Here is a 14,917-nt window from a genome sequence, read left to right as displayed (position 1 = left end):
AGGCAATCTTGTTTATCGATGAAGGCAATCTCCAAGGCAGCGCGTGAAATTTATTGACTTGCCGGTAGTCGAGCGTGCTCGGGGTAGCGTTCGCTTGCCTGGCTCAAAGAGCATTTCCAATCGAATTTTGTTACTTGCCGCGTTGTCGGAGGGGGTAACCGATGTTTGCGACCTCCTGGCTTCCGATGATACTGCCCGTATGCTCGATGCCCTCTCCACTCTAGGTGTATCCATCCTTCAGATCGGTAGAGACCATTATCGCTTGCAGGGAGTGGGGGACCAGTTTCCTCTTCGTTTACCTACAACGGAAGCGGATCTGTTTTTAGGGAACGCGGGTACCGTTTTCCGTCCATTGACGGCCATGCTGGCACTTGCTCAAGGGCACTACCGGCTGTCGGGTGTGCCGCGAATGCATGAACGCCCCATTGGCGACCTGGTCGATGCCCTGCGTCAAGTAGGCGCGGATATCACCTATCTCGGGAAGGAAGGTTTCCCGCCGCTCCAGATCAAACCCGGGCGGATCCATCCGGGGGAAATAACGGTAAGGGGCGAGGTATCGAGTCAGTTCCTCACTGCCCTGTTGATGGTGCTGCCTTTCCTGCGCGCGGAAATGGATGAGTTACCGGTCATCACCGTGGCAGGGGAACTGATTTCGCGACCCTACATCGATCTTACCATCGCCTTGATGGCGCGTTTTGGGGTACAGGTGGAGCGGGAGGAGTGGCGGCGCTTTACTGTACCCGCAGACCAGCGCTATCGGAGTCCGGGTCAGGTATTCGTCGAGGGCGATGCGTCCTCAGCCTCCTATTTTCTTGCGGCCGGTGCAATCGGGAGAGGGCCCGTACGCGTCGAAGGCTTAGGGCGTGACAGTGTCCAGGGAGACATTCGCTTTGCCGAGGCGCTCGAGCGAATGGGAGCGGATATCAGATTTGGCGATAACTGGATCGAAGCAAGCGGTCCCGGACCGGGTGGCTTGCGAGCAATCGATCTGGACTGCAACCATATTCCGGATGCGGCGATGACGCTTGCAGTGACAGCCTTGTTCGCGCGGGGAAACACCGTTCTCAGGAATATCGCGAGCTGGCGGGTAAAGGAAACCGATCGTATTGCAGCCATGGCGCAGGAATTGCGCAAACTCGGCGCAGAAGTGGAGGCAGGGTCCGATTTTCTGCAAATCAGCCCGCCTCGCGGGGAACTGGTGGCGAATGCGGCTATTGATACCTATGATGATCATCGCATGGCAATGTGCTTTTCCCTGGTGTCTTTTGGCGCGCCGGTTCGAATCAATGATCCCCGGTGTGTCTCAAAGACGTTTCCCGATTATTTTGAAAAATTTGCGGCTATCGCCTATGCCGATCCAGGGCAGGGTAAATTCGCTGCCCGGATCGATTCTTCTGATATTTCATGAACGATAAGACTATTCAGGATATTCCCGTCATCGCGATTGACGGTCCTTCTGCTTCCGGCAAGGGCACCGTAGCGCAACGGGTCGCCGCAAAACTCGGCTTTCACTATCTGGACAGCGGCGCGCTGTACCGGCTGGCGGCGCTGGCGGCAATGCGATCGGGAATCGAGCTCAAGGATGAGCATGCGCTGAGCGAAGTCGCTGCACATCTGAATGTCGTTTTTGCGGATGCGGAGATTCGCCTGGACAATGAAAACGTCACGGATGTAATACGCTCGGAAGAATGCGGCAATGCGGCTTCCAGAGTAGCCGCTTATCCTCTCGTCCGCGCGGCGCTGCTGGAACGTCAGCGTGCATTCTGCCAGATTCCGGGCTTGGTAGCCGACGGTCGCGACATGGGATCGGTTGTGTTTCCCGCTGCCATCCTCAAAGTATTTCTCACGGCGACTGCTGAAACACGTGCTCAGCGGCGTTATAAGCAGTTGATGGAAAAAGGAATGGATGCTAATATTGCCACCCTTTTGCAGGACATACGGGAGCGCGATGCGCGGGATAGCAATCGCAGCATTGCGCCATTGCAACTGGGCGCAGGTACACATTTGCTGGATACCACTTCACTCGACATCAACCAGGCGGTAGATCGCGTATTGTGTCTGTACGCTGAAATTTCTGCAAAAGGATCCATTTGAGTATGTTGTGTAGAGAGGTTTTATCCATCAATAGGTTCCATCCGTCAAATCCTATAAGCTCACCCTCGCTTGGCTTCAAGCGCTCCTGAGTGACAGGAACACGTAAAAAATCCATTCCCCGGATCATTTTTTTTTTCGCATTCAATCACGTCGGATGCCGGGCAACCGGATTCAGGATGAACCAGAGCAGGAAGTGTAGTTGAAGCTGGATATTTCGAATGTCCGGGCAGTCGAAACATCGGTAATACGAGCGCTGCCATATCGTTATGGCTCTCAGAAAAAAGAGAACCATCAGGGCAGTTATTATTAACCCTAACCCCATGAAAACCTGTTGGTTTTGATGGGACCACATCAGGTGTTCTTACAATGGCTACTGTTTCCCCCGCTGTCGACTCTTCTGAAAGTTTCGCAGCGTTATTTGAAGAAAGCCTTTCCCGTCAGGAAATGCGTATCGGTGAAGTCATCACCGCGCAGGTCGTCCGGGTCGATTACAACATCGTAGTCGTAAACGCCGGGCTCAAATCAGAGAGTTTCATCCCCGTCGACGAGTTCAAGAACGACAAGGGCGAAGTTGAAGCCAAGCCCGGCGATTTTGTCAGCGTCGCCATCGAGGCGCTGGAAGATGGCTATGGCGAAACCCGCCTGTCACGGGACAAAGCAAAGCGCCTTACCGCCTGGCATGACCTGGAGGCTGCAATGGAAAGCGGCGCCATCGTATCGGGTGTCGTGAGCGGCAAGGTCAAAGGTGGATTGACTGCCATGATCAATGGTATTCGCGCCTTTCTGCCCGGCTCGCTGGTGGATATCAGGCCGGTCAAGGATACGACTCCTTACGAAAACAAGGAGATGGAATTCAAGGTTATCAAACTTGACCGGAAGCGAAACAACGTGGTGGTATCTCGCCGTGCAGTGCTGGAAGAAACCCAGGGGGCTGACCGCCAGACGTTGCTCGCCAATCTGACCGAAGGCGCGATCGTCAAGGGTATTGTCAAGAATATTACCGATTACGGCGCATTCGTGGATCTGGGGGGCATAGACGGCTTGCTGCACATTACCGATCTTGCGTGGCGGCGGGTAAAGCACCCCTCCGAGGTCATCAGTGTCGGTGATGAAGTAACCGCGAAAGTCCTCAAATTCGATCAGGAAAAAAACCGCGTTTCACTGGGTATGAAGCAATTGACGGAAGATCCATGGGTAGGATTGTCGCGGCGGTATCCGCCCCATACCCGCTTGTTCGGCAAGGTCAGCAACCTTACCGATTACGGCGCGTTTGTTGAAATCGAGCAAGGCATTGAAGGCCTCGTGCATGTCTCCGAAATGGATTGGACCAACAAGAACGTGTACCCGTCCAAAGTTGTGCAATTGGGCGATGAAGTAGAAGTGATGATTCTTGAGATCGATGAAGAGCGGCGTCGCATTTCGCTCGGCATGAAGCAGTGCAAAGTGAATCCCTGGGAAGATTTCGCCATGAATCATCAAAAAGGCGACAAGGTGCGAGGTCAGATCAAATCCATTACGGATTTCGGCGTCTTTATCGGGCTGCAAGGCGGGATAGACGGACTGGTGCATCTTTCCGATCTTTCCTGGAATCAGCCGGGGGAAGAAGCCGTGCGCAATTACAAGAAGGGTGACGAGGTCGAGGCGGTCGTGCTGTCCATCGATGTGGAGCGCGAGCGCATCTCGCTTGGCATCAAGCAATTGGAAGGCGATCCCTTCAACAGCTTTGTCTCGGTGCATGACAAGAACAGTATTGTCAAAGGGACGGTAAAGTCGATTGATGCGAAGGGCGCCGTGATTTCACTCGAGAATGATGTCGAAGGCTACCTGCGCGCGTCAGAAGTGTCGCGCGACCGGGTTGAGGACATTCGTTCCCACTTGAAGGAAGGTGATGTGGTTGAGGCGATGATCATTAACGTCGATCGCAAAAATCGCGGCATTAACCTTTCGATCAAGGCGAAGGATATGGCGGAGGAATCCGACGCGATGCAGAAGGTGGCAGGCGACGCATCCGCCAGCGCGGGAACCACCAGTCTGGGTGCTTTGCTCAAGGCCAAGATGGATGTTAAGAATACGGAACAATAAAGGGCATCATGACAAAGTCTGAACTGATCGCGAGGCTTGCAGCTCGCCATCCTCAACTGGGAACAAAAGATGCCGAGCTGGCAGTCAAGGTTATACTTGACGCGATGGCGAAGAGTTTGTCACAAGGGCAGCGTATTGAAATTCGCGGATTTGGCAGTTTCGATCTAAACTATCGTCCCCCGCGTGTCGGACGCAACCCAAAATCGGGAGAAAAAGTTCGGGTACCGGAAAAATATGTCCCTCATTTCAAGGCAGGAAAGGAAATGAGGGAACGGGTGGATCAGAAAAACTGAAAAACGCGAATTGAACGGATGGATATAATGGCGGCGTGATTGAAAGATCATGCCGCTTTTTTATGCACGTGGGCACTTTTGCACGTGGACACGTTCCAGGTCGATTACCTGCGCCATGTTGTCCTGGTTTGAGCAATGTTCCCGCTGCCAACGCGGGTTCTTTTCCGGAAAAACTGATGATGCGTTATCTGATATGGTTCCTGCGGATTGTACTGTTTCTCCTCCTGCTGGGTTTTGCCGTGAGAAATGTCGAACCGGTAACGCTTTATTATTACTTCGGTTATGAATGGACGGCCCCGCTGGTACTGGTAATATTGTTTTTCTTTGCCCTGGGGGTGATGGTGGGCGCTGCGTCCTGTCTCGCCATCGTATTCAGGCAAAGACGGCAACTCGCCTCATACCGGAAAAAATATGACGTCCCGGACGTTCATTTGTAAATCAACCGTACCTTCCTGTGATTTTCGTTCCCGATAAATTACATATGAATGATCCTCGTATTATCGTCGCCCTGGATTTTCCGGATTCCACATCCGCACTCGATCTTGTAGCCCGTCTGGATCCCTCGCTATGCCGGCTTAAAGTCGGCAAAGAACTTTTTACCGCTGCCGGACCGCAGTTGGTGGAAAAGATGATGGGTAAAGGTTTCGAAATCTTCCTCGATCTGAAATTCCACGATATTCCCACTACAGTGGCAAATGCATGCAGGACAGCCGCAGCTTTGGGAGTGTGGATGATGAACGTGCATGCGCTGGGCGGAAGACGAATGCTGGCAGCAGCTCGTGAAGCTGTACCGCCGGGCTCGGTCAGGCTCATCGCAGTGACGCTGCTGACCAGCATGGACCAGAGCGATCTCGATGAAGTGGGTCTGAAGGGTGAACCACAGGACGTGGTGCAGCGCCTTGCAGCGCTCACCCGGGATTGCGGGCTGGATGGGGTCGTATGTTCCCCGCTCGAAACTTCCAGGCTGAGGAATGCGATAGGCGCTGACTTCTGTCTGGTCACGCCCGGAATACGGCCAGCCGATAGTTCCCCGGATGAACAGCGGAGGATATCGACCCCTCGCCAGGCGATTGAGAACGGAGCGGATTATCTTGTTATTGGCAGACCTATTACCCAGGCGACTGAACCGGCAGTGATGCTGAGCCGGCTGAACAAGGATATCGAAGATATCAGGGATGTCAGTCGCTTCGACAATTTCTGAGGGAGATGAAGCTGCACCCAGAAATCTGTCGAAGGGCTTGTTGATTTAAGAGAAAAATCGCTCTCTATTTCGCCCACAAGTCGGATCGGGCATCGCGCTTTTTCTTTCGGTTTATCCGGCTACCTTCGAAGTCACCCCAGAGCTTGTTTTTATTTGATTTGGCATGCTTTGCCATCCGGGTAGTGGCAGGTTCAAACCAATTATCAAATTCGGCAGTATTGAGATCGAAGCCCCTGTACGCGTTTTTCATATATCGTTCTCCACGAAAGAAACTGTCAGATAGAATAGCAATTACTGAATGTTCTAATCGAGCCTGCCGCAAACCGCAAACAGGACAGATCAATCGGCGTCATCTCTGCGATAAGCGTGAGAGCAATCTTCTACAGTTTGGCTACGCGCCTCTGTTCGTTTTCCCACATAAAGTCGGATCAAGCAAAAGCTGACGTTTTGCGTCCGCAACAGTTTTTTTCTGCCAGAAAGTATAGATAGCCCTGTACTTCAAATGCATGAATGAAAGGATGGCGGGCCAAGCAGCGTACCTATGAGAGGCTCTTTTTGCGGTTCGGGTTTACTGTATTCCGACATTACAAAAAGTCGCATTGACCCTTTGTGAAGGTGGGCGTAGAGTTAGATTTGGGGGAATGCTTGAATTCGATTTTACTGACTTCGAGCGTATTCCCTCCCTAACGTGGAGGATATCGCTATGTCCGACTATCATCTCCTCCCGGCGCAGCGTCTCACGGGCGCTGTACGGGTCGCGACGCCAGCCCAGCCTGAACCGGTAACTCTGACATCACCCGCCCTCGCTGTAATGACCGACTTACGGCATATTCCGGCCGCCGTAATCCAGCCGGATGTGACCATGGAGTCGGCTAATGCCTATATGATGCTGCGCGGAATACGATCTCTGCTTGTGTTGAATCGGGACAAGCTTCTCGCAGGCATTATTACGGCGACCGATATTCTGGGGGAAAAACCGCTGCGTTTCATTCAGGAAAGGTGCGTCAAGCACAATGAAATTCTCGTTTCCGACATCATGACTCCCTTGGATCGTCTGGAGGCGATTCACATGTCGGAAATCCGGCATGCAAGAGTCGGGAATATCATCGCCAGCCTGTGTGACACCGGCCGGCAGCATACACTGGTAATAGAGAATGGCGGGGATGGCCAGCCCATCGTTTGCGGAATCTTTTCCTTGACGCAAATCGAGAAGCAGCTTGGAACTACCATTCCTTCAGTGGAAATTGCCAGGACCTTTACTGAAATAGAGGCGGCACTCGCAGCGGGCTAGCCTGGATATTTCACCGCATCACGGACGCACCTCAGGCAGCCCTCGTTCACGTTCGGAAGCCTCGCCTTGGACGCGTTGGAGAAAGGGATGCGGGCCAGCCCCTGGAACCAATATCGACGATCGATGGCGAAATAGTATCGTAATAGAAGTGCTCCCCTGCGTGAGGCAGGCACTTACCGGGATGCTTCCAGCGCCCCTTAATGGCCGCATGATGTGCGTTCGATGCGCACACCTACTTTTTTTACACCGCGAATTGCGCTCAGTTTCGCCACACTTACCTTGACCCACGGTGATTTGAATTCGAGCAGGATGGTTTGCGCGATGTGCTCGGCCAAGGCTTCAAGCAGGGAAAAATGTCTTTCGGAAAGGACCTGCTGAATGCGCTGCACAATGAGGGCATAATCCAGCGCGTCCTCGAAATTGTCGGTCTGACAGGCCTGGCTCGTCGGCAATGCGATTTCTAGATCGAGCTGGATGGTCTGCGCAACTTTGAGTTCCCACGGGTAAATTCCAATCAGCGTTTTAACTTTGAGTTCGTGCAGGAAGATAATATCCATTGTTAAGCATTAAAGCATCGGCGGGCAGCATTACCAAGCTGTTTTTCAAGTAGAATCAGCAGGGGATTTTATTCTATTTACGAGGGGTTTGTTCAGCGGTTCCTAAGAGGGCGCTAACGACATGACGCTGATAGCTTTGATTCTACCAGCATATTTGCTGGGTTCGATTTCCTTTGGCGTGCTGGCGAGCCGGTTCTTTCAGCTGCCTGATCCGCGCACATACGGCTCAGGCAATCCCGGTGCCACGAACGTCCTTCGCTCCGGAAAAAAATCCGCAGCGATATTTACATTGTTGGGGGACGGAGGCAAAGGCTGGCTTGCGGTCGCGTTGGCGGAGTATTCTGCACCTCTTCTGGAGTTGGGTAACGAGGCGGTTGCGGCAGCCGCCCTGGGGGTTTTTCTAGGTCACCTGTTTCCCGTGTTTCTGCATTTCAAAGGTGGAAAGGGAGTGGCAACCGCGCTGGGGATACTGTTGGGATTCAATCCTTGGATGGGGTTGCTTGCGGCCACAATCTGGCTCGCAGTAGCGTTGATGTGGCGTTTTTCATCGCTGGCGGCAATAGTGGCAGCAAGCCTGGCGCCATTCTATGCCTTATTTTTTCTCGGCTTCGAAGCGCGCACCCTTGTAGTTTTCATCATGTCCCTGCTGCTCATCTGGCGGCATAAGTCGAATATTGCCGGCCTGATCGCTGGCAGCGAATCGCGCATTGGCAAGCGCAGTACCTCTTGAGGGCTGGGCACTCCGCCTTCCCGGTATATTGTCGGGGGAGCAGAACAAGTGCGGAAACAGATGGCATCTTATGCTTCTCGCCCGATTTCCTGCATTTCCAGATCCCAGCGGGCGTTTATCGTGAACTTGCCAAGCCTTGAACTTTCAGACTCTCCAGATTCCAGACGCATTGCTCCCGCAAATGCGATCATTGCCCCGTTGTCAGTGCAGAATTCGAGTTTCGGATAATATACTGTCGCGCCAATCGTTCCTGCCCTGCGGTCGAGATTACTCCTCAATTGACGATTGGCTCCTACCCCGCCAGCCACTACCAGTTGGGTAAGTCCCGTTTTTGCAAGTGCCGCAAGCGATTTCTCGGTCAGCACTTCGACTGCCGCCTCCTGGAAAGCTTGTGCGATCGCACCGCGAATCTGGGGTGTCATCTCGTGTTTGTTCACCAGCGTCAGGACGGCGGTTTTGAGGCCACTGAAGCTGAAATTGAAATCGCCGCTATGGAGCATGGGTCGTGGAAGCTCGAAGCGCGCGGATTGGCCTGATCGGGTAAATTCATCCGCCAGACGGGAAAGCGCGGGCCCTCCTGGATAACCCAGACCGAGCAGCTTGGCCGTCTTGTCGAAGGCTTCTCCTGCCGCATCGTCCACAGTTTCGCCAAGCAATCGGTACTGCCCCAGACCGGTCACTTCCATCAGTTGCGTATGACCCCCCGATACAAGCAGGGCTACGAATGGAAAAGCAGGAGCGGGGTCGGAGAGCAGAGGAGATAAAAGATGGCCTTCGAGGTGGTGAATCCCCAGCACGGGAACTTTGAGCGCAAAACCAAGCGCGGCTGCCACGCTTGCACCCACGAGCAAGGCCCCGGCAAGTCCGGGACCCTGGGTGTATGCAATGGCATCCAGATCTCGCAGTGAGACGCCGGCTTCCGCAAATATCTGCCGGATGAGGGGCAGCAACCGCCTGATGTGGTCGCGGGAGGCGAGTTCGGGAACTACTCCGCCATATTCCCCATGCATTTCGATTTGCGAATATAGCGCATGGCTGAGTAAGCCCTGCTGGGTGTGATAAAGTGCGACACCCGTTTCATCGCAGGAGGTTTCAATTCCGAGTACGAGCAATTGAGGCAGGGAGAATCAGATTCTTTACAGGAGTTTTTTAGGAATTGTTACTTGTTATATAATAGTGGGCTGTCTATATTTAGACGAAGACCGATCGTCACTTTTTTATTGATCAACATTTTCAGGAAAGGAACCCCATCTTCATGACTACTATTAAAGTCAAGGAAAACGAGCCTTTTGAAGTCGCAATGCGCCGCTTTAAGCGCACGATAGAGAAAACAGGCCTGCTTACCGAATTGCGTGCCAGGGAATTTTACGAAAAACCGACCGCCGAGCGCAAGCGCAAACTGGCGGCAGCAGTAAAACGGACCTACAAGCGCCTGCGCAGCCAGTTGCTTCCACCGAAACTTTACTAGTTCAAGTCAGTCTTAAAAAATAAGCAGTTCTCCATAAATCTCTGTAAATTTCTGTTCGGCCACCGTGAGTCTGAAACAGCAAATAACCGAAGATATGAAAGCCGCGATGCGAGCGGGTGATGCGCGGCTGCGTGATGCCATCCGCCTGTTGCAGGCTGCAATAAAACAGCGCGAGGTGGATGAGCGCAGAGAGCTGGACGATGCGGCTGTCGTTGCCGCTATCGAAAAAATGCTCAAGCAGCGCAGGGACTCCATTGTCCAATATGAAGCAGCCCACCGGCAGGATCTCGCGGATGCAGAGAAGTATGAAATGGAGGTGCTGCAGTCCTACATGCCTCAGGCATTGAGCGATAATGAGGTGGAATGTGCTGTCGCGGAAGCGATTTCGGCCGTTGGCGCCAAGGGACAACAGGATATGGGGCGGGTAATGGCGTTGCTCAAGCCCAGGCTTTCCGGGCGGGCGGATATGAGCAAAGTATCTGCCCTGGTCAAGATCAGACTCGCCCTCTGACGCATCGCTTGTGGCCTCATCGAGGTAGCCGACTTCAATTGCAAGTACTGCATGTATCAAAAAAGTGGAGTGCTCTTTTCTCGCACAAGTGAATTTTCTGCCCGCGCTCCACTCTCCCCATACTTGCCTGATCTGTCATAAATGATTTCACAATCATTCATTCAGGAACTGCTCGACCGGACAGATATTGTCGATGTCATCGAGCGCGATGTGCCCCTCAGGAGAGCAGGCGCGAACTATAGCGCCTGCTGCCCATTTCATAGTGAAAAAACTCCCTCCTTCACGGTAAGTCCCATCAAGCAGTTTTATCATTGTTTCGGTTGCGGGGCCCACGGTAATGCCATTGGTTTCGTGATGGAGTACGATGGCATGCACTTCGTGGAGGCTGTGAGTGAACTTGCGGCCCGAATCGGGCTCCAGGTGCCTGCGCAACAAGCTGAAACCGGATCAGGGTCTCAATCAGATTCTGCACGGGTAAAGCCGAACGGAACAGAATACTCCCCGGGTGCGTTGCTGGAGGCAATGAAGATTGCCGCGCGTTTTTACCGGGAGCAACTCAAGCTTTCGAAAAATGCGATCGACTACTTGAAGCAGCGGGGCTTGACGGGTGCAACCGCTGCGCGCTTTGGCATCGGATATGCTCCCGCAGGTTGGCAGAACCTGCACACTTCATTCCCCGGGCAGCCGGATAATGCCCAAAAACGCCTGCTGGTACAGGCCGGATTGATGGTCGAGGGTGACGGAGGCAAGTGTTATGACCGGTTTCGTGATCGCATCATGTTTCCCATCGTCAACCTCAAAGGGATGATTGTCGGATTTGGTGGCAGAGTGCTGGAGAAAGGAGAGCCCAAGTATCTCAATTCCCCGGAAACACCCCTATTCCAGAAAGGCCGCGAGCTCTATAATCTTTTTGGCGCCCGGCGGGCGATCCGGGAAGCGGGAAAGGTTATCGTGGTGGAGGGCTACATGGATGTAGTGGCTCTTTCCCAGCATGGAATCGAATACGCGGTGGCTACCCTGGGCACTGCCACCACCCCCTACCATATCCAGAAGCTGCTGCGCCAGACCGATAATATCGTCTTTTGCTTTGATGCAGACAGCGCTGGAAAAAAAGCGGCTTGGCGCGCGCTGGAGGACAGCCTCGCCCAGCTTGCCGACGGCAAGAGCATCGGTTTTCTTTTTCTGCCGGAGGGGGAGGATCCTGACAGTTACATCCGCAATCATGGCAGAAGCGCCTTCGAAAAGCTGCTTGAGCAAACATTGCCTCTGTCTGTTTTTCTTTTCAGGGAACTGTCGGCGCGAACCGATCTCAAAAGTAGCGAGGGGCGTGCCAAGCTGGTGCAGGATGCCAAACCCTTGCTGGCGCGAGTCGCCGCACCCGGACTTGCACTGATGCTGGTGAAGCGATTGGCGGAGATCAGTGGTCTGAGCGAGCGGGAGTTGGAAGGTATTTTGAAGATCAGACGCGTTACCGCTTTTCCGGTTCGCGAAAAGCCTTCCCGTCCGAAGCCTGTTTCTCCCTACGAGTGGCTGCTCCAGATATTGTTGTACCACCCTGCTTATATCCAGAAGCTTGACAGGGAACTGCTTGCATATGACCAGGAATATGAGAAAGAAGTAGCAGCGCTAGCGGCGCTCGTTGAATTTATCGACGTCCACCCCCATATGGGAGAAGGGACGTTGATACCTTTGATGACTGTTCATTTCCGTGCTAGTCCCTACCGCGCAATCCTTGAACAGGCGGCAAGCAAAACACTTGGCTGGGACGGCGAACTCGACCTGGAAGCGGAATTTGCCGGAGCGATGGCGCGATTACATGAGATGAAACGCAAGCAACGCATGGCAGTGCTGCACAATAAATCCCTGAGTGCCCTTACCCCCGAGGAAAGGGAGGAGCTTCAGCGGATGGCAATGCCATAAAGCAGAATTGTCAGCTGTGGTATGAATGCAAGCATGTTCTGATATAATAGAAAAATTTTTCCTTTCAACGGAAAGAACTCAGAAAAGAATGTGGTCAAACCCGGACACAAGTCCAAACAGCGGTAAAAGCAAAGATGGCTGTGTTTGCCGGAGTTTCGGGTCAACCTGAGGGCGAGGTTCGGATGGCAATCAAGGAATCTGAAGATATGAAGAAGCTGTTGAGAGCGCAGGCGAAAGAAGCGGCAGCAAAAGAACTGACGAAGGTGGATGAAGAAATGTTCGATAATGACAGTGAAACGGAAACGGATTCAATGGCTAAAGCTCCGGAGCAGGTGACCGAGATTGCGAAGGCAGTGATGGCGGCGAAAGAGCCCACCCTCGCCAATGGCAAGATCGCAAGATCAAGAGCGGCCCGGGAAGGAAAAAACTCGCACGCCAAGGATCCGGAAAAAGCTGCCGCCTCCCAGGAGCTCGAGGCGCGCCGCATGCGTCTCAAGAATCTGATCGTGCAGGGCAAGGAACGCGGCTATCTCACTTACGCCGAAATCAATGATCATCTCCCCGACGATATGCTCGACGCGGAGCAGATCGAGAACATCATCAGCATGATCAATGACGTCGGGATTTCCGTTTATGACGAGGCGCCCGACGCGGAAACGCTGCTCATGTCTGAAACTGCCCCTACCGTGGCCGATGAGGATGTGGTGGAGGAAGCGGAAGCCGCGCTTTCCACTGTGGATTCGGAGTTCGGGCGCACAACCGACCCTGTCCGGATGTATATGCGCGAAATGGGTTCCGTGGAACTGCTGACGCGTGAGAGCGAAATCGAAATCGCAAAACGTATCGAGGACGGCTTGAAGCACATGATACAGGCGATTTCCGCCTGTCCGACAACCATAGCCGGAATTCTCGAATTCGCCGACAGAGTGTCGAAAGACGAGATGCGTGTGGATGAGCTGGTGGATGGGTTGCTCGATCCCAGCACAGAGGAAATTATCAGCGAAGAGATTTCCGATGAATCCCTGGAACAGGAATTGAACTCGGATGCGGAAGATGAGGATGTCACCGCAGTCGCAAATGCCAACCTCCTCAAGCTGAAAAATGACGCGCTGGAGCGTTTTGCAGTGGTTCAAAAGGCTTATGACGAGATGCAGAAGGTGCTCGAAAAGAAAGGATCGGGCAACAAGGCCTATAAAGACATCCAGGAGCAGATTTCGTCCGAGCTGATGGCTATCCGTTTCTCTGCCAAAATGGTTGAACGGTTGTGCGATACGCAGCGGGCACTGGTGGATGAAATGCGCGGTTACGAGCGAAAAATAATGGAGCTTTGCGTAAGCAAGGTGGGAATGTCGCGTAACCACTTCATCAAGACCTTCCCCGGTAACGAGAGTAACCTGAACTGGGTGGATGAGGAGATTGCACTCGGCAAACCCTACAGCGCAGCCCTGGAACGTTATCGTCCCGAGATTGTGGAACAGCAACAGAATCTGCTGGCACTGCAAAAGCAGGTAGGCATTCCCTTGAAGGAACTCAAGGAAATCAACCGCCGCATGTCCACGGGTGAGGCGAAGGCGCGCCGGGCCAAACGTGAAATGACCGAAGCAAATTTGCGACTGGTGATTTCCATCGCTAAAAAATATACCAATCGGGGATTGCAGTTCCTCGATCTCATTCAGGAAGGCAACATCGGCCTGATGAAGGCAGTCGATAAATTCGAATACCGGCGGGGATACAAGTTTTCCACCTACGCAACCTGGTGGATTCGTCAGGCCATCACACGTTCCATTGCGGATCAGGCGCGTACCATCCGTATCCCGGTGCACATGATCGAAACGATTAACAAGATGAACCGCATTTCCCGCCAGATCCTGCAGGAAACCGGGCAGGAGCCGGAGCCCGCCGTCCTCGCACAGAAAATGGAAATGCCGGAAGAGAAGATTCGTAAAATCCTCAAGATTTCCAAGGAACCAATTTCCATGGAGACCCCGATCGGAGACGACGAAGATTCTCATCTCGGGGATTTCATCGAGGATTCAGCTACCATGGCTCCTGCGGATGCGGCAGTTTATGCCAGCCTGCGCGATGTTACGAAAGATATACTGGATTCGCTGACTCCGCGCGAAGCAAAAGTACTGCGCATGCGCTTCGGCATCGAAATGAATACCGACCACACGCTGGAGGAAGTCGGCAAGCAGTTCGACGTAACGCGCGAGCGCATCCGCCAGATCGAGGCCAAGGCACTGCGCAAGCTGCGCCATCCGTCCCGTTCCGAGCGCCTGCGCAGCTTCCTGGATACTGAAGGCTGACTAGCCTTCAGTATCCAGTTCAATACAGCTCCAAGTTAAGAGTTTTAAAGTTGTAAAGGGTCTGTAGCTCAGTCGGTTAGAGCAGGGGACTCATAATCCCTTGGTCGTTGGTTCGAGTCCAACCAGACCCACCAGTAAACAAGGAGTTACAAGTAGAATCTACTGTAACTCCTTTTTTTTTTCTAAAATGTAACCATTTTGTAACCCTCTAATTCAAATTACACAACAAGACACGGGCGCATTCAACCGGTCAGTGCAACACCTATTGATTCTTGATTTGTAGAGGTGTGCAATGGCTAGTGTATATGGTGGCATGACTGATGAACGCAAAGCGTGTATTTGGCGGTTATGGCAGCAAGGGGTTGCTATGAGTGTAATTGCTAGAGATATTGCAAAGCCGCCTGCGACGGTATATTCGTATCTTCTCTACCATGGAGGCATAAAGCCGAGGCAACGATCTCTGA

At 53.1% G+C, this 14,917-nt stretch carries 15 protein-coding genes, 1 tRNA gene and 1 pseudogene; 14 read left to right on the top strand and 3 right to left on the bottom strand.

Features of this window, described 5'->3' with window-relative positions; translation table 11 throughout:
- The first annotated feature begins 43 nt into the window (after positions 1-43).
- The 6 genes from aroA (at position 44) to pyrF (ending at position 5,670) form a co-directional block, all read left to right on the top strand.
- The gene (gene aroA, locus NMUL_RS10820; RefSeq protein WP_011381376.1) at positions 44-1,408 is read left to right on the top strand and encodes a 3-phosphoshikimate 1-carboxyvinyltransferase; all 1,365 of its coding nucleotides are present in this window, start codon (positions 44-46) and stop codon (positions 1,406-1,408) included.
- Positions 1,405-2,094, top strand: a complete 690-nt coding sequence (gene cmk, locus NMUL_RS10815) for a (d)CMP kinase (RefSeq protein WP_011381375.1) — start codon at positions 1,405-1,407, stop codon at positions 2,092-2,094. The genes aroA and cmk overlap by 4 nt, the downstream gene beginning before the upstream one ends.
- 366 nt (positions 2,095-2,460) lie before the next feature.
- Positions 2,461-4,176 carry a 30S ribosomal protein S1 gene (gene rpsA / locus NMUL_RS10810; RefSeq protein ID WP_011381374.1) on the top strand — a complete coding sequence of 572 codons (1,716 nt, stop codon included), beginning with the start codon at positions 2,461-2,463 and terminating at the stop codon, positions 4,174-4,176.
- Positions 4,177-4,184: 8 nt separating this feature from the next.
- The gene (locus tag NMUL_RS10805) at positions 4,185-4,469 is read left to right on the top strand and encodes an integration host factor subunit beta (RefSeq protein ID WP_011381373.1); all 285 of its coding nucleotides are present in this window, start codon (positions 4,185-4,187) and stop codon (positions 4,467-4,469) included.
- A gap of 176 nt (positions 4,470-4,645) precedes the next feature.
- The gene (locus NMUL_RS10800; RefSeq protein WP_238529811.1) at positions 4,646-4,906 is read left to right on the top strand and encodes a LapA family protein; all 261 of its coding nucleotides are present in this window, start codon (positions 4,646-4,648) and stop codon (positions 4,904-4,906) included.
- A 44-nt stretch (positions 4,907-4,950) separates the two neighbouring features.
- Positions 4,951-5,670, top strand: a complete 720-nt coding sequence (gene pyrF / locus NMUL_RS10795) for an orotidine-5'-phosphate decarboxylase (RefSeq protein ID WP_011381371.1) — start codon at positions 4,951-4,953, stop codon at positions 5,668-5,670.
- Positions 5,671-5,734: 64 nt separating this feature from the next.
- Here pyrF and NMUL_RS10790 read toward each other — a convergent pair whose 3' ends face one another.
- Complete coding sequence (locus NMUL_RS10790; protein ID WP_041352566.1) at positions 5,735-5,920, bottom strand: hypothetical protein; 186 nt, start codon at positions 5,918-5,920, stop codon at positions 5,735-5,737.
- Between the two features lie 453 nt (positions 5,921-6,373).
- Here NMUL_RS10790 and NMUL_RS10785 point away from each other — a divergent pair, with 453 nt between their 5' ends.
- A complete protein-coding gene (locus NMUL_RS10785; RefSeq protein ID WP_011381369.1) occupies positions 6,374-6,961 on the top strand; it encodes a CBS domain-containing protein in 588 nt (195 codons plus the stop codon).
- 197 nt (positions 6,962-7,158) lie between these two features.
- Here the strand turns inward: NMUL_RS10785 and folB are convergent, their stop codons facing one another.
- Entirely contained in the window at positions 7,159-7,518 is a 360-nt protein-coding gene (gene folB / locus NMUL_RS10780) for a dihydroneopterin aldolase (RefSeq protein WP_011381368.1), read from the bottom strand.
- 121 nt (positions 7,519-7,639) lie between these two features.
- On the opposite strand from folB, the gene plsY reads away from it, so the two are divergent.
- A complete protein-coding gene (gene plsY, locus NMUL_RS10775) occupies positions 7,640-8,248 on the top strand; it encodes a glycerol-3-phosphate 1-O-acyltransferase PlsY (RefSeq protein WP_011381367.1) in 609 nt (202 codons plus the stop codon).
- Positions 8,249-8,316: 68 nt separating this feature from the next.
- Here the strand turns inward: plsY and tsaD are convergent, their stop codons facing one another.
- Positions 8,317-9,360 carry a tRNA (adenosine(37)-N6)-threonylcarbamoyltransferase complex transferase subunit TsaD gene (gene tsaD, locus NMUL_RS10770; RefSeq protein WP_011381366.1) on the bottom strand — a complete coding sequence of 348 codons (1,044 nt, stop codon included), beginning with the start codon at positions 9,358-9,360 and terminating at the stop codon, positions 8,317-8,319.
- Positions 9,361-9,503: 143 nt separating this feature from the next.
- Between tsaD and rpsU the strand changes: the two genes are divergently transcribed.
- The 6 genes and pseudogenes from rpsU to NMUL_RS16675 all read left to right on the top strand — a co-directional run.
- Entirely contained in the window at positions 9,504-9,716 is a 213-nt protein-coding gene (gene rpsU, locus NMUL_RS10765) for a 30S ribosomal protein S21 (RefSeq protein ID WP_004179462.1), read from the top strand.
- A 64-nt stretch (positions 9,717-9,780) separates the two neighbouring features.
- Positions 9,781-10,227, top strand: a complete 447-nt coding sequence (locus NMUL_RS10760; RefSeq protein ID WP_011381365.1) for a GatB/YqeY domain-containing protein — start codon at positions 9,781-9,783, stop codon at positions 10,225-10,227.
- 141 nt (positions 10,228-10,368) lie between these two features.
- A complete protein-coding gene (gene dnaG / locus NMUL_RS10755) occupies positions 10,369-12,147 on the top strand; it encodes a DNA primase (protein ID WP_011381364.1) in 1,779 nt (592 codons plus the stop codon).
- Between the two features lie 275 nt (positions 12,148-12,422).
- Positions 12,423-14,453: an RNA polymerase sigma factor RpoD gene (gene rpoD / locus NMUL_RS10750; protein WP_373365299.1), complete on the top strand. Its 2,031-nt coding sequence runs from the start codon at positions 12,423-12,425 to the stop codon at positions 14,451-14,453.
- 57 nt (positions 14,454-14,510) lie between these two features.
- A tRNA-Ile gene (locus NMUL_RS10745) sits at positions 14,511-14,587 on the top strand.
- Between the two features lie 158 nt (positions 14,588-14,745).
- Positions 14,746-14,913 (top strand): annotated as a pseudogene (locus tag NMUL_RS16675) (IS30 family transposase); the annotation flags it as partial.
- Positions 14,914-14,917: the final 4 nt, after the last annotated feature.

Origin of the sequence: Nitrosospira multiformis ATCC 25196 (assembly GCF_000196355.1) — a bacterium.
Classification (GTDB): Bacteria; Pseudomonadota; Gammaproteobacteria; order Burkholderiales; family Nitrosomonadaceae; genus Nitrosospira; species Nitrosospira multiformis.
Note: the sequence above shows the minus strand (reverse complement) of the source record. Positions and strands in the feature narration are given on the sequence as shown.

Excerpts from the sequence above, each read along its gene's own strand:
- NMUL_RS10785 (WP_011381369.1), top strand. The coding sequence starts at position 6,374 with ATGTCCGACTATCATCTCCTCCCGGCGCAGCGTCTCACGGGCGCTGTA.
- NMUL_RS10790 (WP_041352566.1), bottom strand. The coding sequence starts at position 5,920 with ATGAAAAACGCGTACAGGGGCTTCGATCTCAATACTGCCGAATTTGAT.
- rpsA (WP_011381374.1), top strand. The coding sequence starts at position 2,461 with ATGGCTACTGTTTCCCCCGCTGTCGACTCTTCTGAAAGTTTCGCAGCG.
- plsY (WP_011381367.1), top strand. The coding sequence starts at position 7,640 with ATGACGCTGATAGCTTTGATTCTACCAGCATATTTGCTGGGTTCGATT.
- dnaG (WP_011381364.1), top strand. The coding sequence starts at position 10,369 with ATGATTTCACAATCATTCATTCAGGAACTGCTCGACCGGACAGATATT.
- rpoD (WP_373365299.1), top strand. The coding sequence starts at position 12,423 with ATGTTCGATAATGACAGTGAAACGGAAACGGATTCAATGGCTAAAGCT.
- NMUL_RS10805 (WP_011381373.1), top strand. The coding sequence starts at position 4,185 with ATGACAAAGTCTGAACTGATCGCGAGGCTTGCAGCTCGCCATCCTCAA.
- folB (WP_011381368.1), bottom strand. The coding sequence starts at position 7,518 with ATGGATATTATCTTCCTGCACGAACTCAAAGTTAAAACGCTGATTGGA.
- NMUL_RS10800 (WP_238529811.1), top strand. The coding sequence starts at position 4,646 with ATGATGCGTTATCTGATATGGTTCCTGCGGATTGTACTGTTTCTCCTC.
- cmk (WP_011381375.1), top strand. The coding sequence starts at position 1,405 with ATGAACGATAAGACTATTCAGGATATTCCCGTCATCGCGATTGACGGT.
- rpsU (WP_004179462.1), top strand. The coding sequence starts at position 9,504 with ATGACTACTATTAAAGTCAAGGAAAACGAGCCTTTTGAAGTCGCAATG.
- pyrF (WP_011381371.1), top strand. The coding sequence starts at position 4,951 with ATGAATGATCCTCGTATTATCGTCGCCCTGGATTTTCCGGATTCCACA.